This window comes from Clostridium sp. L2-50 (assembly GCF_000154245.1).
Taxonomy (GTDB): Bacteria; Bacillota; Clostridia; order Lachnospirales; family Lachnospiraceae; genus Coprococcus.
Genome location: NZ_DS480312.1, coordinates 54685 through 78188, shown reverse-complemented (window position 1 = coordinate 78188; position 23504 = coordinate 54685). Strand labels below are relative to the sequence as shown.

The following is a 23504-nucleotide window of genomic DNA, read 5'->3' as shown; positions in this document are numbered from 1 at the left end:
GATAAAATATTTTCGTAAGTATTTATGTGATTTGCAAATTGAAATTATGGAAACTATTGTCAGTGAGTTACCTTAAAATTTCTTATACTGTGTGGGCAAAAAGAATCGTATGATTTAATGATAGGGGAAGAATTAATAGGTTGATTTACTGAATGTTGATGTGAGGAGGTCATAAAATGCAGAGTCCAATCCATGAAGGATATGAATATCAGGATTATTTTACTGTTTCAATAATTCTACAACTGATGCTTCAACAGATAGATGCTGAGCTGATTATCGATCGTAAGGATTTCAGCGGAGATAAATTTGATGATTTAAAGTTGAAGATGTCTAATGGTAACATTGAATTTCAAATTAAGTATTCTGATGATGAAAGCTCCCATAAACTTACTAAAGATGACTTGGCAAATGGCAATGGACATGATACTGCGTTGTGTGATCTTTTCGCTTCTTGGAAAATGAGAAAAGAATCCGAAAATGATACTCAAATAAAGTTATGTCTAGCGTGGAACATGCCTACTGATGATGATCCAATTACAGAGTATTTGAAGCCTATTCAAGAACAATCTCTGCCTTTTTCGGTTGCTGCATATTCGTTTGACGGTGACGTGTTTTGGCCAGCAGAAAAATTACCACCAAAAAGTTGGAGAAAGTTTAATACGGCGATTAAGTCAGGACTTATTGATAGAGAAGCCTTTTTAGCTTTTTGTAATGATCTCACGATTATTTTAGAAATGCCTAAAGCAAGTCTGGATTTAAAGAATCCTGGAGCCCTAGAAAATGTAATTATTCGGCAAACTGAGAAATTGGGGGTAGGAATATATCCAAATGATGCTCTCAACGTGGAGGATATTATTTATAAACTTGCAACGGAAGTAAAACATTCTAGAGCGATAGGAAACAGACTTTATACAAATATATTAGTGGGGCGCCTTGGATTAATAATGGATTACGGGAAATTTGATCAAAGATTTCCGGTGGATTCAACGCATCAGATTATACTTGGTGATGAAATTGAAAGGTTACACAGAGTAATTCTTGATTCAAAACGTGTCATTATTTCAGGCAACCCTGGATCTGGAAAGTCTTGGCTTGTTGATGAATACGTAGATAAACTTACGAGTGAAGATAGTAAAGTTATACATTATAATTGTTTCCAGTCTTTACAGGATACAAATAGTCTTGAGAGAATACGTGTCACTTCCTTATATGGAAATCTAGTTTCGCAGATAGTGGAACAATGCCCAGAGCTAGTTGTACATAAAAATACAATCTTTGGTGCTAATAAAGCAGAGCTTGAAAATTTGCTTTGTTTCATTGAAGAAGAATTCTATTTAGTGGTAGATGGTCTTGATCATATAGCTAGAGAATATGAGCTAAATAAAGATTTTATTTCCCACTCTGAAATTGAAATCATTTCGGAACTGTTGGAAATCGATTTTCCTGATAACTGCTATGTAATAATATCATCGCAGCCAATAAATGAAATAGAGAAGTTTAAAAGCAAGAACTACAGTGTATTTGAGATTGAGCCTTGGGGAATAGAACAAGTAAAATCCTTGATGACGACTTTTCAAATTAGTGATGATACTATTGAAGATGATGATATTTCATCAATAAGTGCATATATACTTAAGAAATCTCAGGGAAATGCTCTATACCTTAGTTATATCCTGCGCCAATTACGAAACTTAGATGAGAATAAAAAATTAATAGACGAAATACCTGACTACGATATCAGTCTCTCTAAGTATTATTCCTATTTGTATACAAAAGTTCATAATAACCGCACGGTTAATGCACTTTGTGGGGCAGATTTCTATCTTGGTTTAAATGATTTAATGGAGATTACAGGGGACGGCAAATATGTAGAACAAGATATATCGGTGCTTCATCCATTATTGATAGAAAATACACTAAGCGGTGGCTTTTCAATCTATCATGAAAGTTTCCGCCGTTTTGTTTTAGATTCATTGAAAGATAAAAAAGTGGATTTAGAGCGAAATGTCTATGGTATTCTTGCTGATTGGTTACAGAAGAAACCATTTTTTGAATTTGATAAGTCATTTTATTATCTTACTGAATTGCTATATAAAATCAAGAGAGATGCAGAAAATATTGAATTGATTGAGAAAGAATTTGTTCTTAAATCAGTATCAGAGGGTTATTCTCGAAAACGTATAAGAATGAACTTGAATTGTATTATCCGAAGTGCGGGTAGAATTAGAAATTTAGTTGCGTTGGCAACAGCAGGTGAGTTGTTGGCAATGCTCGATGATATGAACGAATTCGATAGTACTGGAGAAGAGTACTTCCAAGCAATATGTGATATAAAGGGTGCTTCTAAACTAAATCAATTAATGCAAATTGATGGAAAACCAACCTTTGATATGAATACAGGCCGAATTGCGTGTTATATTTCTTCGAAAGCGGGTATTACACCTTGGTGGGAACTGTATTTAGATACAGAGGCTAAACAGTATAAAATTGAGGAACTTAAATACTATTATAGATATTATCTTGATGAACAAGGAGTTAGTATCATTCCTAAGCTTATGGAGGCAATAGAAAAAGAAAAGGTTTCAATAAGAAACCAATGTATTGAGATTGCGTATGATGAGTTACAGGACTATATAGAATTTGATGAAATTGCTTCAATTGCGGAGGAGCAACAACTGATTAATTGGAAAAACTATCTTTCGTATATTGAGACTGGATATTATCCGCAAAGTGAAGTTTCCTTTGAGGTTACAATTGGAAACTTGGAAAAAATCAAAACATTGAGGATGCCAGGAGAAAAAGATATAATGATTTTTAAAGAATTTTCCTCACAAATATATTATTTGGCTGTAGCGGGGGATAGGAAAGTAATAGAGAAAGTCTGTGCGGATTGTAAAAATATTAACTGGTTCTATAATTGGATAATATATTCTGTCAAGATGTCAGAATTGTGTGCACACACAACACAAATGGATTCTAAAACAATCTGTGAAACAGCACTTACTAATTTGAAACTATTGCTACAGGATACGGAAGTTTTCAAAGGAGAACCACGTACTTGTGATTTGTATTTTCTACAGAATGAATTAACAAGGTCATATGAACTGGCAGTAGAGCTGATTGTCAAAAATGGAACAGTAGAGGATCTGGAGAAAGCCCTAGGGATTCTCGAACGGCTTGATGATGAAACTGGAACAAGTTTGGATCATAGTATGGGAGGTCCATTAACTGATGCTGAATTTTTGGGCTTAATATCTCGTTTTCTGACAATTGATAATTATGAGATCGTAAAACCTTATTTATTAAGAACTCAGGAGAAAATAGAAAAAAATGAGGTATATGATTGCATAGCTGCAGCAAAGTTACGCTTTGTTAGTCTTATTTCAAAGTATAATCAGTCTGAGGCTTTAGAGCATTTTGATATATGTATACATTATCTTGTTGCATATGGATATCACAAGGATATTATTCTGTTGCAAATTATGGATTCTTATAACATTTTTTTTGAAGCTGTTGCAGGAAATCCAGAAGAGGAACGTGATACAATAACAAAAATGACAATGGCTCTTTGGAATCATACTGATGGAAGAGAAACAAAGCACTTTCTAAATCGCTGGTTTGATGAATTGCTTAAGATAGACTCGAAGTATGCACTTGCATTCCTGTCAGGGCTACAAATCAAGTTCGGAAAAAGCTGGGTTGTGGAGGGTATGTTACGTTCTGCTATAAAAAAGTATAGCAATGATTTGGATTGTTTAGATATTGTAATTGAACTGATTGAGTCGCTTCCAAATGATACAAGCCCAAGAATAATTGATGCATCCACATCTGTATTCAGAACACTAGAGCAGATATACACAGGAGCAGACGATGATGAAAGATTACTAATCAAGCGCCGTATGAATGAACTTGTTATCAATGTTGTTTCAAGATTTAATATTCTTGATAGTCCTTGGCCGGACAATGATTCGTGTAAAGATGGAAGCATTAAAGAATTTTTATTAACAGTTGAGTCATCAGGATTTGATGTTTCACAGTATATAGAATATTTCCATATAAAAAAAGCCGACGATATGGAAAACAAAGAAGTTAAGAAAACAGTGGATGTTTTTGAAGCTAATCAAACACGTTTTGAAGCTTTAACTACAGAGGATGCAAAGAAATGGTTTGAAACACATGATTTAATTGAGCGAGATGTACAAGATATCTGTAGATTCCTTAGAAATTATCAGAATGATAAGGACTCTCTACTTGAGATAATGAGATTTATAATTACTGAATACGGTGGATGGAGGTATAGTAAGAAACGTAAGGATATTGTTCTACAAATCATTGAGCAGTTGGAACTTGACGATAAAGAACTGTCAGAAATTCATATGTTGATGTACCTTTATTCATATGAATGGGGAAGCTCGTTAATTGATAAGGATGAATTTCTCAATAGTATACGACTTAGTTCTGATATAGCTCGTAACATATTTTATAGTGAATTACCTGAAGTTATTATTTCACATTCGGGCAGAATTACAAAAGGTCTTTTGGATGCACTTTTTGCGGTTGGGTATGATAAGAACAGCATTATTACGATTTGGAGAAATGCATTTGATATTATGAAACTTCGTTTCCCAAATCTTGATCATTATCCTATTGATAATGTTTTGGAAGAAACAGATGAACTATTAGGACTGCGTAATTGCTTATTAATGCGGTTTATTGATGGAGGTAAGGAATCGTTTCTGGCAACGTATGCTTATTTGGCGAATGCTGCTGAAGAAGAGAATTATTCAGAATTTACAGAAGCAATAGTATTTTGTCTAGAACATTATGAACAGTATAATCTTGTGACACAAATAGCAATTGCTGATTTAGTAAGATGTTATGGATATCGTTTGAAAGATTTGAATGTTGATCGAATGATAAATGCAATTAATGCTGTTTATCCAACCAGAAATTTGCTTTTGGACGTCATATTTTCGGAATTTACAATATATAAGAGCTATCTTTTAAAGTGTGTAGATAAGCATTCACCAGATTATTTGGAACAAGAAGATATTGAGTTTTACTTAGCTGAGCAACTATATGATCTTGGAAAAGAAGAGGCTAGAGAAGGAACCGATGAATACGCTAAGAATTCAGTATATAGAGATCCAATTATGCAGGTGGTCGATACTTGTGGTATTGACTATGTAGAACTGTACAAAAGGCTACATGCATCAAGTAGATTGAATAATAAAATACGCGCTTTTGTTGGTGGGGAAAGTAAGATGCCTGAAACAAATACCGTGTACAAATCATATGTAATTCAATATGCGCTCCACGCAATCATTGAAAAAGCTTATCGTGACAGAAAACCAGAGTTGATTCCGCAGAATTTGTTTCGGTTGATACCTGACTACCAGGGGATATATAGATTATTCAAGTGCCGTGAAATTCAACCTCGAAATCATCTATATGATAAGAGTAATTCGTGTGTTCCTTTTCTTAAAAATAATGAGGAGGAATACATTCTAATCGGATGCTATGAGACAAGAACAAGAATTGATTATCATCAGGCGTCTTTTACTTTTGCATATCAAGGTATAGTAGGAGATAGTAATGAAGAGAATCAGATCCCATTCCGACGATATTTAGCTCTAGCGGTTGGAAAAGGAGAAACTTATATGATTTCAGATAATTCGGAATCTCTTATTAATATTGTTAGAACATTTGATAGAGAATTAGAAGATGCAGATTACCTGTGGCCTAGTATTTCGATTTCTAAACTTTTTAACATTCATATGGAATTTGATTTTTTGAATGGAAGATATATTGCAGTTAATCAGGATAATGATATTGTTTGTATTATGAAAAAATGGTTATCGAGTTACAAAGGTGACAGCGAATATCCAGGCAATGCAATTCCATTATATAGTGGTACCGAGTTGTATATAAAGAAAGAGTATATCGAAATGTTGGAGAAACAATTTGGAACATTGATGATGAAAACTTGCGTGGAATCATATACGCAGACTTACTGATTTGTAAGAATTGTATATTGTATATAAGATGTGCAGTGGAAATCAGCTTGATGTATGAAAGGGATGAAATTGTTTGTAAAAGTAGATAATTTGTAGGAGAAATTTATGTGAAAGATTTTTTACCAGATTAGACAAGAGTGTTTATTGGGAAAGAAGGTGTAACACGAATGACCGAAAAAGAATTTAAAGAAATATTAGATGCTGAGGAAACTGATACAGTTGAATTTAAGTCTTGGATAAATGCAAGAAATATGAAAGAAATTATTTCCCTTGCTGTTGATGAATTAATTGCATTTGCAAATACTAAGGGCGGAACAGTTTATTTTGGAGTAGAAGATAAGCCTGTTGAAGTTACTGGTTGTGATAGAAATTATGATGGTCAGCGTATTATTGAGGGAATTTATGACAGGACGGTACCACCATTATTTACAGAAATATCAGACTTCGAGTATCAAGGAAAACTTGTTATTGCAATATCAGTCAAAGCAGATGGAAAGACATATACAACTACAGATGGCAGATGCCTGAAGCGATTAGGTAAGAATTCAAAACCTGCATATCCGGATGAGTTGAGCAATGTTTATTCTTCTGCACAGAATCCGGATTTTTCTGGCAGAATTATAGGTGAGAGTACTCTGGATGACGTAAATAAGTTAGAAGTGTATAGTCTGAAGGAAAAGTTAAGAGTCAGGGATTCTAAATCCACATTACCAGATTTGGATGATATAGATTTTTTGAGAGATTTACAGCTTATAAAATATGATGGAGATGTAGAACGACTGACTATTGCAGGTCTGCTCTTTGTGGGAAAAGAAACCTCAATTCAAAGATTGTTACCGCAGGCGGAAGTTATATATTTGCATTATTCAGCTGATAATTTAGAAGAATACGATGCAAGACTTGATTTGAAGTTGCCATTAATAAGTGTCATTGACAAGCTGACAGAGAGAGTACAAGCATACAGTAAGATAGAGAACATTCAGGTAGGATTATTCAGACTTGAGGTAGAAGATTTTCCAGAGAGAGTATTTCAGGAAGCACTTCTCAATGCGTTGTCCCATAGAGACTATCAGAGCAATGCAGCAGTTTATGTAAAACAATATCCGGATCGAATTGTTATTGAAAATCCAGGAGGATTCCTTGATGGAATTACAGAGGACAATATCATAACGCATCCATCTATACCAAGAAATAAACTGATAGCAGAGACACTGCAAAATTTGAAATATGTTCAGAGAACAGGTCAGGGAGTAGATATCATCTTTAAGGACATGGTTTCAATGGGTAAGCCTTATCCAAGATACAGATCATTTAATGATGCAGTTTCTTTGACAATATTTAGTGCAATAGATAATACAGAATTTGTTAAGTTTATTACGGAAGTACAGGATAAAAATAGTAAAATTATGCCTTTGGCTGAGATGATGATATTAAGAGACTTAATGGACAACAGAAAAGAGCAGTTATCAGAGCTATCAAGGAAAGTTCAAAAATCTCTGGATGAAACAAAAAAGTCATGTAATGAGCTGGTTAGCAGAGGTCTGATTGAGATTGTAGGCAAAGAATATATGCTGACTGCTAAGGTTTATGAGGCACTAAAATCAGATGTGGAATATACAAGAGATAAAACGGTTCAGTATATCAAGGCAAAAAATATGATTTTAGAATATCTACAGACAAATGACCAGATAACATCTGCTAAGATACAGGAGATGTGCGGATTTACTAAGCAGCAGGCAAGAAGTGTCATTGATAAAATGAGGAGTGAAAATCTGATTACTTTAACAGGTAAAGGACCAGCAGCCAGGTATGTTGTGTATAAATAATTGAGTGAAAATTGAGTTTTGTTTTATAAAAAAACTCAATTTCCACTCAATTGAAATGAAATATTATGCGGCATTGTAGAGTGATTGAGGATATAATTAAGTTAAGTTTTATGATAAAACTCGATTGCAACTCATTATAAAACTTCTCCATTAAGAAAAAATATTCAAGTTGTAAAGTGATTATGGAGAGTTCAAAGAGGATTCATAATGGATAGGTGGTGTTTAATTGACAAATTCAGAAAAGTTATTGAGTTCATTTTCGGAGAATTATTTTTATAAAGAACTGGTGTATTCACAATTGAAATTTGTTCCGGATGGTGGGACAGAGATAGAATTAGCAGATTTAATAATAAATTTAGAGGATGTTATTCTAGCTATTCAGTTAAAGGAGCGGAATGAAGAGGATAGGACACAAGATAAAAATATAGAAGAAAAGTGGTTGAAAAAGAAATGTAAAAAAGCCAAGGAACAGATAAAGGACACTATTTCATATATTAAGACAGAAAAAGTCTCTTTTGTAAATGCCAGAGGTAAAAGAACAATGATTAACTCAGATGCGGAGATTGTTCCGCTTGTAGTTTTTGAAAATAAAAGTATATGTAAATATGAACATTTGCTTAGAAGTCATAGAAATGATGGCTTAACTGTTAATTGTATGTCACTAGATGACTTTAAGTATATGTGTAGGCAACTGTTGTCTCCGTTCGAAATTATTGAATATATTAAGTGGCGGAAAGAGTTCTATAATAAAAGCGGATCAATTAACTTGTTAGTTACTGAAACACATAAAGGATTTTTATTAAGTAAGCCACAGAAAAATGAGATGTTGGTGCAACAATACCTATATGAGCAATATGGAGAGGCTGTGTTGTCTGAAGATAAATTATATTACGAACTTTTTAGGCAATATGTATCAGTCTTATATGAACATATGAAGGTAGAATCGGAATTAAATGGCTGCTATGAGGTAGTAAAATTATTGGCACATTTATTTAGGGATGAGATTAAGTGCTTTGTTGAAAGAGTAGAAAAAGCACTTTTAATAGCAAAGAGTAAGAGGTTTGAAATAGTGGGGACACTACGTAATGTCAAGAAAGAGTATGCTATAGTGTTCACCGCAACAGAGCAAGGAGAACAGATTCCATCTGAAAAATTGTTGAGTGTAGTTTTTGATAAGCAAAAGGTTAATACATTATTACAGGTTATAACATATTGGATAAATGATGACGAGTATAGAATAGATTTTGTTTTGTGGTTAGATGGATATTAATACATAATGAAGAGGTGATTTGTATGCAAAAAATAGTTGATAAAATAAGTGAAAAATCTTTAAACTTTATAACTGAGTACATATCAAAGTCAGTAAAAGAATATAAAAAGATGGATTTATGGGAAAAAGCTGTAAAGAAAGCGTGCGATGCAACTGAAGGAATAGATGATTCATTTGCTGATGATATTTTAAAATCTCTTGCTATACAAAGACATTATGTATGGCTTATAAGCAACAAATCATTAGATGATATATATCGTAGTTTTATTCTTACCATGGCTATTGAATTATGTTCGTTAAATGCTGAAAAAAAACATGCAGTATCGTTAGGAATGGCAATACTAGATAATTGGTTTGAAGTGAATGGAATAGAATATCAAGATATAAGTAATCAGTTAGCAGGAGATGAAATTGTAAATATTGTAAACGATAGAGAAAAATTATATCGAGAATATTTTTTATTGTATAATGAGCCATTTGCTCAAGATACAATAAGAGTTTATTATCCTAAAAATGGCGAAAGCTGGATTAGATGGGATAAAAACTGTAGTGTAGATATAAAAGTTAATTTATCAAAAGGAACAGAATATGGTTTTTGTAGGATAGGATTTTCTTATAGTAGAATAGATAATCAGGCTTGTGAAAAGTCTCTAAAAGTAGCATATATCAAGGAAGATAAGGAAATTTATAGATTTGAACATGAGGATTTGCTTGGCATAGATGATAAAAAAATACTTTGGGTGTGGTAAAAAATGTGTATTGTAGCTGCACAATTTAATTATGTGTGCAGCTACATGAGAATATTTAATTAAATTCATTCATAGCATCAACATATCCTTGCAATCCATCTGCTTTGAGAGCAAGTTCTGCATACAGTAGAGGAGTATCCTGCGCAAGTCTGTAAAGATATACAATATCATCAGGATTATCAAGCATGACAGATGAATTATATTTCTGACAATTGATTATGAATGTTTTACTGTCATTTGCATATACAACGATGGAATCTGTGTCAGGTTCATACATGCCGAACAGATAAATAAGATTATTGCTCATTGTGAGTGCCTCCTTCCCAGAGATACTTAGCACCATCAAGCAGATCAATGATGGCAGAAAGCATATTGTTATAGCTGGTCTGCAGCTCTGTGATTTCATCGTTTGTAGGAAGATTATCGGTATTTTGCTCTTGATAGTAATTAACAAATGCCTTTTGCATTTCAAGTAATTGCAGATACAATGCATTTACAGTATGTACCAGAGAATATATAGTTTCTTTCTTACCTACAACGCAGATTCGGTTATATATGCAGGAACGGACAAAGTAATCTTTCTTCATCATACCGCTGCCAAGGATACGGGCTTCGATTTGTTTACGTTCAGAATCAGAAACTCTAAAACTAATAGTTGGGTGTTTGTGTTGGTTACTCATGGTAATGCTCCTTTCGTTTTGAATGGCAGCAGAGTGATGATTTTGAATCACTCGCAAGCCACAGTTGATTATTCACAATTAGTAGTAAAAATGTAGATTATATCAAGTCTTCAGATAAATTGATGTCTGAAATTGTGCTACTAATTTGCTACTAAAAAGTTTCAAAACGATATGAAAAGCGTAACATTTGGCGAAGCAGACATGCCTGAAATGTAGGAAATATCAGCCTTTGCTGGATGACGATAAAATATAGGGGAAGAGTTTGAATAACGGATTAAAATGCCGAAAGCCTGTATTTATGCGGGTTTCCGGCATTTGTTTTATCAAATGGCTCTAGTTTGGCTCTATTTGTTGGCGGGATAAGGGTTGCGAAAGCACTGATGGAGAAATAAAGGCATAATGGTAAGGAAAAAGTGATATATGCATCTTGGAAGCACAGCAATACTGAAAATTATAAGTTCAGCTGGAACAAAAAGTATGTTATGTACTGGAGAATTCCGGGGATCTGTGGGGAGTAATTGCGGAAAAAAAGGGAAAAGCGTATAATGCAAGAAAATAATGTTTTCACAGTGTAAAATAGAGGAGAGAACTATCATGCAGAAAATACTGATTGTAGAAGATGATACAAATATCAATAATCTGCTTCAGGAAGCATTATCCAAAGCAGGCTATTCCTGTGAGCAGGCGTTTTCCGGAACTGAGGCAAAGCTGCTTTTGAATATGCAGGAGCATAGCTATGCACTGGTGTTGCTGGATTTGATGTTGCCGGGAATTACAGGAGAAGCAGTTCTGGAGGAAATACGGAAAAAGGGAAATCTTCCGGTTATTGTTTTGACTGCGAAAGATAGCTTGGATGAAAAGGTAAAGGTTTTAACTAGTGGGGCTGATGATTATATAACGAAACCTTTTGAAATCAGAGAGGTACTGGCAAGAATTCAGGTACAGCTTCGTCATACAGAAGAAAAGGAAATAAAAGAATCTAACCTTTCGTTCAGAGAGATGGTATTGAACAAAGCTACTTTTCAGGTCAGCATTGGTGGAAAAATACTTCCTAAGATAACAAGACAGGAGTTTGCGATTTTAGAATTACTGCTCAGAAATCCGAAGCAGGTTTTCAGTAAAGAGGACATTTTTGAATATGCGTGGGACGAACCATATATGGGTGAAACAAAAACTCTGGATGTACATATAAGCAATATTCGTAAAAAGATAAAAACAGTTACATCTGAGGAATATATTGAAACAGTCTGGGGAATCGGTTATCGTCTTCATCTATAATCTTTACTCTTTTTTTACTATTTATTTGCGTTTGATTAGGATTATTCCTTTATGATAAATGCAGATAAGAAAAAGGAGATGAAAAACTTGAGCGAAATGTTATTGGAAACAAGAAACTTGACTAAGCAATATGGACACCATAAAGCTGTGGACAGTGTCAATATGCATATTAAAAAAGGTGCTATTTATGGTTTTATCGGTCGGAATGGAGCTGGGAAGACAACTTGTCTGAAGATGATCAGTGGACTTTCCAAGCCAACTTGTGGAGAAATCGAGATGTTCGGATACAAGGGAAAGGATTTGCAAAAAGTTCGATCACGGATAGGATGTCTGATTGAGGCACCGGGACTTTATGGAGATATGACTGCATATGAAAATCTGAATATCAAATGCAAGCTGTTTGGAATAAAGAAAAAAAGTTATATTGAAGAAATATTGAGAATTATCGGTCTGGAGGATGTGGGAAAGAAAAAAACAAAACATTTTTCACTTGGAATGAAACAGCGTTTGGGAATTGGTCTTGCTTTGGTTGGAGAACCAGATTTATTAGTTCTTGATGAGCCAATCAATGGATTGGATCCACAGGGTATTGCAGAGATCCGGGATACGATTCAGAGACTTCAGAAAGAGAAGAATATGACAATATGCATTTCCAGTCATATTCTTGAGGAATTATCGAAGATTGCTACTGATTATGGAATTATTCATAATGGAAGTTTATTACAGGAAATTACAAGAGAAGAATTAATAAGAAGATGCAGTGAACGGATAGAGTTGACATTGGATCATCCGAAACAGGCGATTCCGGTGATGGATTCTATGGGATTTACCAACTATCAGGTAACAGATAAAGAGCATATTCATATTTTTGAACGATTGAATGAAAGTGCAGCGTTGAATATGGAACTTGCAAAGTCAGGAATTCCGGTAAAAGGGATTTCCATAACCAGTGAAGAACTGGAAACTTATTTTCTGAATCTGACGGGAGGTGCGGATCATGCTTAATATAATAAAAATGGATTTATACCGGATGCTTAAAACCAAAAGTATGTATGTAATCTGGATCGTACTGGCAGCAATATTATTGATTACAACATCTTTATGCAAGACAGATTATGAGCTTTTGACTGAAAAGGATGCCATGAAACAGGAGCAGGTTACTGAACCTACTGTGGATAATATTAATGTGGGAATGATGGTAACGCTGCCTACGGAGCCGGGAGAAAAGGTGACGGTATATGATATCTTTTTTGCCAATTCCCAAGGAAAATTGTATGCACTGCTTTTGGTGATTTTTACTGTTCTGTTTTCAACAGCGGATATCAGTAGCGGATATATTAAGAATATAGGAGGTCAGGTTAGAAATAGAGGAACTCTGATTTTTTCCAGAGCAATTGCCTTGGCTGTCTTTACGGTACTGACAATGGCAGGTGCATTCTTATTTCAGGCAGCGGCGAATGGTATTGTTTTCGGGGAATTGGAATGGGGAAATACAAAGGCAATTTTATCTTATTTTGTGACTGAACTGGCTCTTCATTATGCACTTGTGCTGATTTGTATGGCGATTGCAATTATTTTGAAAAATAATGTAATCAGCATGGTCATTGCTGTCTGTCTTAGCATGAATGTAATGACCATTGTGTATGGGGTGATCAATAGTGCTATTCAAAAAATAGGAATTCAGAATTTCCAGATTTATAAGTATACGATAACAGGAAAATTATCACTGCTTCCTATGGATCCGAGTGGAAATGAGTGTTTGGCGGCATTTGGTGTGGCAATAGTGTTCATCGTTATGATGATATCAGTAAGCAGCGTTGTTTTTCAAAAGAGGGATATTTAACGGATGTATATCGTAATTGGGATATTAGCAGGAATTATTATCTTACAATTTATTATTATGTGGAAATACCAGCGGCAGGTGAAAGACATCTGCCGCCAATTGGCGTTTATGATGAAACATGACAGTAACATGTTGATTAACCATGAATTTGATGTGGGTGGAATAGGAAAGCTTTCTGACAAGTTGAATGAGCTTCTGGAACTGCGAAGAAAAGAGAAGCAGCATTATCAGGAGAAAGAAGCTCTGATTGCGGACACTTATACAAATCTTTCTCATGATATCCGTACACCACTGACATCTTTGGACGGATATTTCCAGCTAATGGAAGAATGTGAAAATATAGAGGATCAGAAACGTTATTTAAGCATTATCCACGAAAGAATTCATAGTCTGAATGAAATGTTGGAAGAACTTTTTATGTTTACAAAGTTAAAAAACGAATCTTACAGTTTGAAATTGACATTGTGCTGTATGAACCGGATTTTGAAAGAAACAGTTTTTTCATACTATGATGAATGGGTAAGAATGGAAATTCAGCCGGATATTCAGATTACGGAAGAACAGTTGTATATACATGGAAACAGGCAGGGACTCCGCCGTGTTATCCAGAATGTGATAAAAAATGGGCTGGATCATGGAGAAAAGAAGATTAGCATTGTGTTGGAACGTGATCAAAATCAGGCGGTGCTTAGAATCAGCAATCAGGTTACACATCCAGAACAGAATAATATAGATCAGGTATTTGAGCGATTTTATAAAGCAGATGCCGCCAGAAGTAAAACATCTACTGGATTGGGACTATCTATTGCAAAGGAGTTGGTTAGTCGGATGGATGGAGAGATTGAAGCAAAAATAGAAAAAAAAGAGTTTATTGTTGAAATGAACTTTCCGATTGGAACCGATGCTAAATAGTATTTTGCAACGTAGAGGGATAATCAATAATTTTTATTTATCCTTGCAGAAGCATTAGCTCTTATGTTAGGATACTATCTAAGGAAAGTACCCATGACAGGGCGTTAAGCGTCCGGGGGGGGACGATTGTTTAGCGCCGACCGGAGCGGAGCGTAGAGGTGGCGTCGATGACGACTTATGAGATCATTTCGATTTTCATTGGGATATTAGCATTGCTGATGTCCTTTGGTAGAGAAATATTGGAACGAAGGATGATGAAAGAACTAGACTTGTTATATACAACAAATGTGGAAGCAGATATTTAAGTAGAAATTTCACCAATGCATTAAAAAGATCAGCGTTCATCTCCGAGTATTGTTCTGTTAGTAAATGATGACAAGAGGGCAGCCAAGAGGCTGTCCTTTTTTAATGGATGAGATTTTGGTAATTCTTAAAATAATATTTAGTGAAAAAAAGTTGCATAAAAAATAATCAATGATATAATAATGATAAGTAAATAGAAAAAGTGACTTGGAGGAATGAGCCATGATTATAGAGGTAAGAGCAAAAAACTGTTATGCATTTGAGGATGATATTACATTTTCAATGAAAGCAGATATGCGAAATAAGAAATTTGGAGCCAATGTTCACAAAGAAAACAATTTTAATGTCCTTAAAACGGTAGGAATATATGGACCAAACAATGCAGGGAAAACATGTTTAATTAAGTGTATTAGGGCAATAAGAAATGTGCTTTTAAATAAGAAAAATGGACTGATGCCGAATATATTTACTGATAGTGATGTATGCGAATTAGGTGTTACATTTATGGCATCTGGAAGAAAATTTTCTTATGATTTTAAGTATGACGCAGAAAAAGAAGAATATATATATGAGTCATTTTCGGAGATATTTAAAGATAAGTACAACAACGAAAAGGAAGTTTGTTGGTTGAAAAAAGATACTGTTAGTGAAATATATGAGTGTATTGATGAATCTGTTCAGACTATGATTTCAGTTGTATCAAAGAATAATTTGTTATGCTATGTGGTAGATACAAGTAAATTCGAACATATCAATGAGATGAAGCAGATTCTTGTCGGATTTGCAGAAAAAATTGATATCATCAATATGAATAACATACCTATGCAGCACACGATTGAACTCATGAAGAATAAGAATCAGTTGCAGCAGAAGGTTGTTGGGTTCATAAAAAATGCTGACTTATACATGGATAATTTTGAATATGTGGATATGGATAGGATACAGCTGAAAACTGGTGAAGGCGTCGAAAAGCCAGATGAGAAAGTGCTAGATATTCCAGAGAACATTATGGATCAAATCAGATTGGTATCTACTTATAAGGGAGTCCATGTGCCAAGCATGATGTTTGACTCCACAGGAACAAAGAAGATTGCGGCTATTGCCAGCTATGTAATTGAAGCACTTGAACAAGGCAGGATTTTAGTCGTGGATGAGTTGGATAGCAGTATTCATTTTAAGCTTACTAGGGCGATTGTTGCTATGTTTAATAATGAATTGAATACAAGTGCACAGATGATATTTACAGTACATGATATAAATCTTATGGATTGCAAAAGAATGTTCCGGAAGGAGCAGATTTGGTTTGTTCATAAGGATGCAGACGGCGTATATGTGTATTCACTTGCAGATTTTACAGCACAGCAGGGCGTACGAGATACGACAGATGTTATGGAAAAATATCGGAAAGGTGCTCTTGGAGCATTGCCTGATCCAGAACTAATCAATTCCTTGCTTAGTATTAAAGGTGATGTAAAGGGGGATGATGCCGATGCCAAATAAGCTCCCTAAGTTCTTTGATAAGCATAAAATTTGCATTATCTGTGAAGGCAATGAGGAATATGAATATCTAAATCGGTTAAAGAATTTAAAAATGTGGAATGAGCAATATGATATCTCATTGGTTAATGCCGGTGGAAATGGGAATATTCCAGCGAGATATCAGGACCGCTATCAAAATGGAGCAGACGAACTTGTACTTGTATTCTGCGATACAGAAAAGAAACCGCATGAGCAGTATGAAGACATTAAACGTAAGATTAATGAGTTTCATGGTGTGGATAATGCTGCAGATGAAGTGATTATGTTTGGGAATCCTTGTACGATGCAGATTATATCTAAGCACTGGACCGATGAAAATCTGAAATCTCCGGCAAAACCAGTGAACGCTCCCTTGATAAAGGAATATACCGGGGTGGAGAATTACAAAGGAAGAGCAGACCAGGTTCATGAGGTTATGGAACATGTTACTGCGGAGAATTACAAAGATATGAGTCGCCGAGTGAAAGATTTGGATTCGGATGATTCTGTTACTGGTAGCAGTAATTTTGGAAAGTTCATAAAGCTGTTTGAGAGTGATGACAGTGGGTGGATTGAGAAGATTAATGAACAAATAGAGTAGTATAAGGAGAGTACGAAAGTTATATTATGAACAAAGTAAATGTGATAAAACAAAATTTGGAGTTCATAGGTAAAACGTGGATTAAGTGTATTGGTACATTTGCAAGTATATTATCGCTTTTCTTTTTGTTTTGGACTTGGGATGATATACGCATTACGTCAACACGATATAAATGTGTGATAATAATATTATTATGTGTGCTTGCGCTCATACTTGCAATTCTATGGACGTGTATTTTTAAGAGAACAAAGACAATTTGGGAAAGTCCATCTGGGAAAATAAAAGTATGTTATTCTGATATTATGAAAGATGGGTTTGACAAAAGGAACAAGGAAGAAAAGTTATTTGTAATTCCGGTTAATTCATGTTTTGACACTATTGTAGATGAAGATATATCAACATGTTCAAAGCCATTGGTATCACCTAATTCGCTACATGGAAGATGGATAAAAACAATGGTTAATAAGGGATTTACTATAGAAGAAATAGACAACAAGATACATAATTGCTTGGAAATGCAAAATTTAGTGCCCAAAAGTATTATTGCTGACGAAGATAAGGAACGTGGGAAAAGAGAAGTATATGAGTTAGGTACAGTGGCGATGATTAGGGGAAATAACAATAGTACCTTTTTGTTACTTGCAATTTCGGAATACGATAAAGATAATATCGCTCATACTTCTGTCGATGATTTAGAAATGTGCATAAAATCACTTCTTAATTTTTACGATCAACATGGTCAAGGGCATAGATTGGTAATTCCATTGATGGGAACAAACCTTTCGAGAGCAGGATTGTCACATAATGATTCACTGAGAGTAATAACATCGTTATTTCAATTGTATGGAGATAAAATACATGGAGAAGTTGATGTTGTTATATATAAAGGAGATAAAGATAAAGTAACATTAGACATATAGTAAAGGAGGAATTTAATATGTCATATCGAAATGCAAATTATAGTGCGTTTTATGTTTCGGAACCATTTAGTGAAAGTAATTTAGGGGCAAATTCAACACATGATTTTGTTTACTACAATATGCTAAGATTGTGGAGGGGATAATAGTTTTCCCTTTAATGATGCACATGATAAGACATATAATGTGCGAGATGGTAGTGATTGGGAAAAGACTCTTAAGCCTAGACTTCATACAAGACTTGACAATTCTAAGAACATTATTTTATTTTTAAGTTCCATTACTGCCAATAGTCGTGCATTGAGGGAGAAAATGAATTACGGAATAGGTACAAAAGGTTTACCGGTAATTGTAATTTATCCAGATTACGACAAGAAGTCAGATATAGTTGATAGTAATAGCGGCATAGCTAATTGCCATGTAATCACATGATAAAGATGAGAGGGATACAGTATGGGATTAAGTTCTTTGACAAGATATAATCTTTTTATGGAAAGCGGAGATTCAATAGAAAGTGATGATGGAATAGTACGCTTTAGGGATTACTTATCAGTTAAGAATATGTATTATGATTCTGCAAGACTCATACGGGGCTTTGAAGACATTATTAATAATGAGGAAAGAATGTCTCAAATGGAAGAATATCAAGGAATCTTTGATCGTAATGCAAACGAAGTCCAAGATTTATTGTTCGTGCAGAGAATAACAAATCAAATACAGCAACAAATGAGTAAAAAAATGGAAAAAGAACAGTCTTCTTCCAATTCATTTAAAATATACTTTAGATACTTGTTAAAGGCTATTGCAGATTATCAAGAAGAAGTTATAGAAACCAATTTTATTGGGCTTTCGGACAATGAGATCATTCGTACCGCGAGAAAGCAAACCTTTTTGCCATACGCATATTACGACAAGGGGTTAACTCAAGCTTTGTTTTACTATTTTTGGCTTCGCTCTGGCTTTTTATATGTTAATTGGATGTGGGATGGAGCAAATAATCACAGTTCCGCCACCAAGGAGAAATTGGAAGATGCTTTAAAAGATAGCAATCAGTTTTTGTTCCTGAGAATGACGAATAAGTGATAAAGAAGAAAAATTAGGTTTGATGAACCTGAAAATGTTATAGGGAGGAACCACACGTGAACAGAACAGGTACATATGTTGCCTTTGACGGGCAGGGATCGACAGATCCTACAGAAAGCGATATTCATTATTTTAACTTGCTGAAGGCATGGAATAAATCTGGAAGTATAGATTTTAGGTTTACTAATTCACATGAAAAAACTTATCAGGTACGTGATAGCTCATCAAAAGCAACGCTTTTTAACAGATTAGAAACTAGATTATCAGCGAGTAAGAATTTTCTTCTGATTATATCGGATAAGACAAATTATGACAGAGGAATTCTTAATTGGGAAATTGAAAAGGCCGTTGATTATTATGAGTTGCCAATCATAATAGCATATCCAGGGTATTCTAAGATTGGCGCACCTTCTGAATTGAATAGCATGTGGACAAAATCTTTGGCGGAACGAATAAAAAATGAAAGGGCACATTGTATACATATACCGTTTAAAAAAGAACCGATATTTGACGCGATTAATCAGTTTTCTGTTGTTAATTCAAAGTATCCTAAGGGAGGCGCTTTGGGGTTTTACTCAGAGGAAGCGTATAAAAGCTGGGGTATTGTTTAGCAACGTGAAAACGAGCTTCGGCTTATATGCTATTCTGGGTATAATTTGGATACAGCAGCTTTGTAACCACATTAATAAGATACAAAACCGTATCAAAATAATGCGGTTTTGAAACACAATAACAATAAAGTAACATGAAAAAGTAAACCCGAAAAAGAGTTTGAATAAGAACCACAAGTCTTGGAACCCGCTAAATAAGCAAATTCCGAGACTTTTTCTTTTGCTCTGCTACTAATTTGCGACTAATAGCAACTACTCTATTTCACATCGTTTTGTTTTTTTAGATAGCTTTTCTTTGAGGCATGTGAAAAAATGATGAAAAGGTATTTGCGATGGTATTTGTATCTTGTATAATAATTTTACAATTATATTTTTTAATTCAGCAGATGATTTTTACCGAAAAGTATGCTGCTCATTAAAAACAATGGCAAATGGGTATTTTTATATCCAGATATACAAATGATAAACAGGAGGTTTTTTATGGATAAACACATAGAAAAAGCAATGCAGTTAAGAAGTAATGCGATGTGCCCGAACTGTGCGGAAACGATAATGATGACCTATGCAGAGGAGCTTGGTTTGTCGGAGAGCCAGATGAAGGCACTTGGTACAAATTTTGGTGGAGGAATGAAGTCAGGCAGTACATGTGGAGCTGTGACAGGAGCACTGATGGTACTTGGCGCATTGGGAATCTCAGATCCTCATATCGTAGGAGAGTTCCAGAGAAAGATGAAAGAGAATCATAATGGTATGATAAATTGCTTTGATCTGTTAAGAGCAAATGCACAGGCGGGCGGTCAGAAGAAACCGCATTGTGACGGTATGATCAAAGAAGCCATTGAACTGATAGAAGAATATAGGTAATACCCTGGGAGGAGAAACATTATATGAGAGGAAAACGAGGACTTTTACTAGCCGTAGTTATTTTATTAGTATTCGGTATATTTGCATTTCAGGGAGCCGATATAGAGACTTATGCAAAAGGTACAACTTCGAAATGGACGGTAGCTACGAGTAAAAAAACTTATGCTTATACAGGAAAGAAAATTAAACCGAAAGTTACAGTGAAGTATAAGGGGAAGAAATTAAAACCGAAGAACTATAAGGTTACATATCCTAAAAAGCCCGTCAAACCGGGTAAGTACAAAATTAAAGTTACCTTAAAAGGCAAATATAAAGGTAAAAAATTAAAAGGAAGCAAAACCATAGAATATAGCATAGCGGTTCCTGCGGTAAAAGGTCTGAGTGGCACAATTAAGAGCGGTGAGTATTATGGGGATGCTTTATGCTTTAGCTGGGATGACAATTCGGCTATGAATATCGATGGATATGACATAGAAGTAAAAAATAATGGGAAAAATGGAAATAAATTAACAAAGAAGAAAATAGAAGCTTATTATAGCAACTACAATGTTGAGATTTATGAATATGGGACGACATATACATTCCACATACGTTCCTATAAGAAAATAGGCGGGAAAAAATATTATTCCAAATGGTCTAAAGTAACGAAAAAGGTACCGGTACCAGATTATCATATGACTACTAAGACAGTAAATGGGATAGAGCTTGCATACAAGCAGGACGCATTTCCATTCTTTAAATATACCGGTTATTCGAGTTATGATGGCGATGTAAAGGACAGAACTTCAAAGAATTTTGCACAGTGCTATTTTCCGATCTTTATTAAGCAGAGGCTGAAGGATAATTTTATAATTCATACAGAATATAATGAAAAATGTGGATTTAGCAGTTTTTCACATTCGCAATACATTCCGAACAGAAAAGATGTTCAGGTAGCAACAAATATATCGGTGACATATTATAATGAAATGCCGGTTGAAGATAAAATGCAGCAGGCCCTTTATAAGCAGGGCTATGTTGGATACATACTTGTAAATGCAAGCTGTCTGTTGGATAAAAAGCAATCGGTAGGTGTATATTTTGGTGATGCAAAGGTTGTAACACTGGTATCAAATGGATATTCAAAAGCCAAGGAATATGACTACAGAAAATATAGAGGATATAATCCGTTCATAGAACCTGTGTATATTTATGAAAGCGAAGTGCTTCTAAAAGATATGTTAAAAGATGTTGCTAAATGTGCACCAAACATGACAGATTATGAAACATATACGGCACTTAAATATTGGATACAAAATCACACCTATACGGAGTACTCATGCTGGGGTGCGGCAACGGTGGCAAATGCTATGATGGAGCTTGGTTATCCATACATAATACTGTCTTGTTCGTATGATGGGAAGGATGGACTTTATAACGACTACAGCCGATACTATTCTCCTGCAAGTAAAATCGCACATGATTCGGCTGGACATATGATAACATTGATTTTTATGGAGCCGGGCAAATATGTAAGGTGCGAGGTTCAGGGCTATGGATTTGGCAGTTCAGAATTTAAGTTTGATCCTACAGGATGGCAGAGACCTGTTAACAGCACATTAACTTCCGCATCAGCTGAGTTTGGGTTAAATGAATATAATACCATCGAAGAATTAATGAAGGGAGATTATTATATAGATATCAATAAATACGATCCATATGACTGGCATACATGGTCCACTCATTTAGAGTAATAGTGCAAATAGATAAAAGTACTTGCATATTTATCTGCATTTATATATAATGGAAAAACATCGAAAATAATTGAAAAGACAAGGTATATATTAGGACGAGGCTAAAAGTCTGTCCGGATATATACCTTTTTTATATTATTTTCAATGGAGGTGCTGATATGGCATACAAATTTACAGAAAAAAGAAACAACATTCAGGAACAGACCACATATGTGCTCTACATGATCGTCAGCAGTTATTTTCACAAAAGCATCTGTAATTCCCGAACATTGGAGACATCGTTGTATCTTCATTATCTGGAGATGTCGAAGAACCAGCAGGAAAATCTGGAGAAGCAGGTGATCCGAAGATCGGAACAGGATCTTGGGGAAGTCATGTCTGTGCTTTCTCAGATGAATTGTGAGGTCGTGTTTACCCACAGGGATAACCGATACTATCTCGATTTCGAGACCGGGTTCGAGACGGTGTCTGTGGTGGTGGATCAGATGGGACACTACGTCATAGATGTGTTGATGTAGGTGATACCAGAAAGGCAGTCGCCAGATGCCTGCGGAAATGCAGGGGTCTGGCGATTTGCAGTATTTATATAGTGAATGGAAATGTTTTGTAGATGACCGCTTATTTGGACATTACACTTGTTACTATTGAATCATCATTGTGAAGATCAAAGGAGATTAATTTATGAGCAAAAGAGAACCAATCAAAACTACAAAAGAAGCAATTATTTCATATTGGGCAAAGCATCAGGACGAATGCGGATTAAGTGTAGACTGGGCTGAAGCGGGTGAAAGATGTTGGAGATGCGGGTGTGAGCGTTCATTGGATCGATGCCACATTATACCGGATTCATTAGGTGGAAAAGATGAACCGGAGAATTTGGTGCTTTTGTGCAAGAGATGCCATGCAGATGGTCCGAATGTTGCAGATCCGGAGATTATGTGGGACTGGATAAGAGCCTATGGGGTTTCGTTTTATGATACATTTTGGGGATGTGAGGGAATGCGCGAATATAAATTTATATATGGGTATAAATTTCGGAGCGCATTAAGATATATTCTGGATCATTCAGAAAATGAGCTGGATGAAAGAAAAATGCAGGAATATATAAGTAAAGAAATCAAGTCCCTTGCAGACAGATCAAGTGTGCATTTTGGACAAAATTACTGGAATACAGCAACATATGCAGGAAATCTTAGAATGATAATTAAGTCATTAGCAGAAAAGCAGGGGATTAACATTAAAGAAATAGATAAAGAACTACAGCAAAATAAATCCTCATGGTGGCTGGAAGCATTTTAG

The 23504-nt window shown here is 35.0% G+C and carries 20 protein-coding genes and 1 pseudogene; 19 read left to right on the top strand and 2 right to left on the bottom strand.

Annotation, left to right across the window (positions count from 1 at the left end):
- Window positions 1-176 precede the first annotated feature (176 nt).
- The 4 genes from CLOL250_RS00520 (at window position 177) to CLOL250_RS00505 (ending at window position 9862) form a co-directional block, all read left to right on the top strand.
- Complete coding sequence (locus CLOL250_RS00520; RefSeq protein WP_008399866.1) at window positions 177-6017, top strand: NACHT domain-containing protein; 5841 nt, start codon at window positions 177-179, stop codon at window positions 6015-6017.
- A 167-nt stretch (window positions 6018-6184) separates the two neighbouring features.
- Entirely contained in the window at window positions 6185-7843 is a 1659-nt protein-coding gene (locus CLOL250_RS00515; RefSeq protein WP_147554340.1) for an RNA-binding domain-containing protein, read from the top strand.
- 226 nt (window positions 7844-8069) lie between these two features.
- Window positions 8070-9113, top strand: a complete 1044-nt coding sequence (locus CLOL250_RS00510; protein WP_044944524.1) for a hypothetical protein — start codon at window positions 8070-8072, stop codon at window positions 9111-9113.
- A gap of 23 nt (window positions 9114-9136) precedes the next feature.
- Window positions 9137-9862, top strand: a complete 726-nt coding sequence (locus CLOL250_RS00505) for a hypothetical protein (protein ID WP_049941070.1) — start codon at window positions 9137-9139, stop codon at window positions 9860-9862.
- A 55-nt stretch (window positions 9863-9917) separates the two neighbouring features.
- On the opposite strand, the gene CLOL250_RS00500 is transcribed toward CLOL250_RS00505, so the two are convergent.
- Both CLOL250_RS00500 and CLOL250_RS00495 read right to left on the bottom strand, forming a co-directional pair.
- Window positions 9918-10169, bottom strand: coding sequence for a hypothetical protein (locus tag CLOL250_RS00500; protein WP_008399862.1), 252 nt, complete (start codon window positions 10167-10169; stop codon window positions 9918-9920).
- Window positions 10159-10542 (bottom strand): plasmid mobilization protein, encoded by a 384-nt coding sequence (locus CLOL250_RS00495; protein ID WP_008399861.1) that lies wholly within the window; start codon window positions 10540-10542, stop codon window positions 10159-10161. Before CLOL250_RS00495 ends, CLOL250_RS00500 begins: the two co-directional genes overlap by 11 nt.
- Window positions 10543-11100: 558 nt before the next feature.
- Here CLOL250_RS00495 and CLOL250_RS00490 point away from each other — a divergent pair.
- The 15 genes and pseudogenes from CLOL250_RS00490 (at window position 11101) to CLOL250_RS00430 (ending at window position 23504) form a co-directional block, all read left to right on the top strand.
- A complete protein-coding gene (locus CLOL250_RS00490; protein WP_008399859.1) occupies window positions 11101-11820 on the top strand; it encodes a response regulator transcription factor in 720 nt (239 codons plus the stop codon).
- 96 nt (window positions 11821-11916) lie between these two features.
- On the top strand, window positions 11917-12825 hold the full coding sequence (locus CLOL250_RS00485) for an ABC transporter ATP-binding protein (RefSeq protein ID WP_446714945.1): 909 nt from the start codon (window positions 11917-11919) through the stop codon (window positions 12823-12825).
- On the top strand, window positions 12818-13663 hold the full coding sequence (locus CLOL250_RS00480) for an ABC transporter permease (protein WP_008399857.1): 846 nt from the start codon (window positions 12818-12820) through the stop codon (window positions 13661-13663). The genes CLOL250_RS00485 and CLOL250_RS00480 overlap by 8 nt, the downstream gene beginning before the upstream one ends.
- Window positions 13664-13774: 111 nt before the next feature.
- Window positions 13775-14575, top strand: coding sequence for a sensor histidine kinase (locus CLOL250_RS00475; protein WP_342413202.1), 801 nt, complete (start codon window positions 13775-13777; stop codon window positions 14573-14575).
- A gap of 167 nt (window positions 14576-14742) precedes the next feature.
- A complete protein-coding gene (locus tag CLOL250_RS13855; RefSeq protein WP_008399855.1) occupies window positions 14743-14880 on the top strand; it encodes a hypothetical protein in 138 nt (45 codons plus the stop codon).
- A 292-nt stretch (window positions 14881-15172) separates the two neighbouring features.
- Window positions 15173-16378 carry an AAA family ATPase gene (locus CLOL250_RS00470; RefSeq protein WP_274922214.1) on the top strand — a complete coding sequence of 402 codons (1206 nt, stop codon included), beginning with the start codon at window positions 15173-15175 and terminating at the stop codon, window positions 16376-16378.
- On the top strand, window positions 16368-16997 hold the full coding sequence (locus CLOL250_RS00465; RefSeq protein WP_008399853.1) for a hypothetical protein: 630 nt from the start codon (window positions 16368-16370) through the stop codon (window positions 16995-16997). Before CLOL250_RS00470 ends, CLOL250_RS00465 begins: the two co-directional genes overlap by 11 nt.
- A 26-nt stretch (window positions 16998-17023) precedes the next feature.
- Entirely contained in the window at window positions 17024-17917 is an 894-nt protein-coding gene (locus CLOL250_RS00460) for a macro domain-containing protein (protein ID WP_008399852.1), read from the top strand.
- 150 nt (window positions 17918-18067) lie between these two features.
- A pseudogene (locus tag CLOL250_RS14345) lies at window positions 18068-18346 on the top strand (TIR domain-containing protein); the annotation flags it as partial.
- A gap of 21 nt (window positions 18347-18367) precedes the next feature.
- Window positions 18368-18997: a hypothetical protein gene (locus CLOL250_RS00455; protein WP_207665980.1), complete on the top strand. Its 630-nt coding sequence runs from the start codon at window positions 18368-18370 to the stop codon at window positions 18995-18997.
- Between the two features lie 56 nt (window positions 18998-19053).
- Window positions 19054-19608, top strand: a complete 555-nt coding sequence (locus tag CLOL250_RS00450; RefSeq protein WP_008399848.1) for a TIR domain-containing protein — start codon at window positions 19054-19056, stop codon at window positions 19606-19608.
- A gap of 480 nt (window positions 19609-20088) precedes the next feature.
- Window positions 20089-20472, top strand: coding sequence for a C-GCAxxG-C-C family protein (locus CLOL250_RS00445; RefSeq protein ID WP_044944522.1), 384 nt, complete (start codon window positions 20089-20091; stop codon window positions 20470-20472).
- 23 nt (window positions 20473-20495) lie between these two features.
- Complete coding sequence (locus tag CLOL250_RS00440) at window positions 20496-22205, top strand: hypothetical protein (RefSeq protein ID WP_008399845.1); 1710 nt, start codon at window positions 20496-20498, stop codon at window positions 22203-22205.
- A gap of 158 nt (window positions 22206-22363) precedes the next feature.
- The gene (locus CLOL250_RS00435; RefSeq protein ID WP_008399844.1) at window positions 22364-22723 is read left to right on the top strand and encodes a hypothetical protein; all 360 of its coding nucleotides are present in this window, start codon (window positions 22364-22366) and stop codon (window positions 22721-22723) included.
- A 163-nt stretch (window positions 22724-22886) separates the two neighbouring features.
- Window positions 22887-23504, top strand: a complete 618-nt coding sequence (locus tag CLOL250_RS00430; RefSeq protein WP_008399842.1) for an HNH endonuclease — start codon at window positions 22887-22889, stop codon at window positions 23502-23504.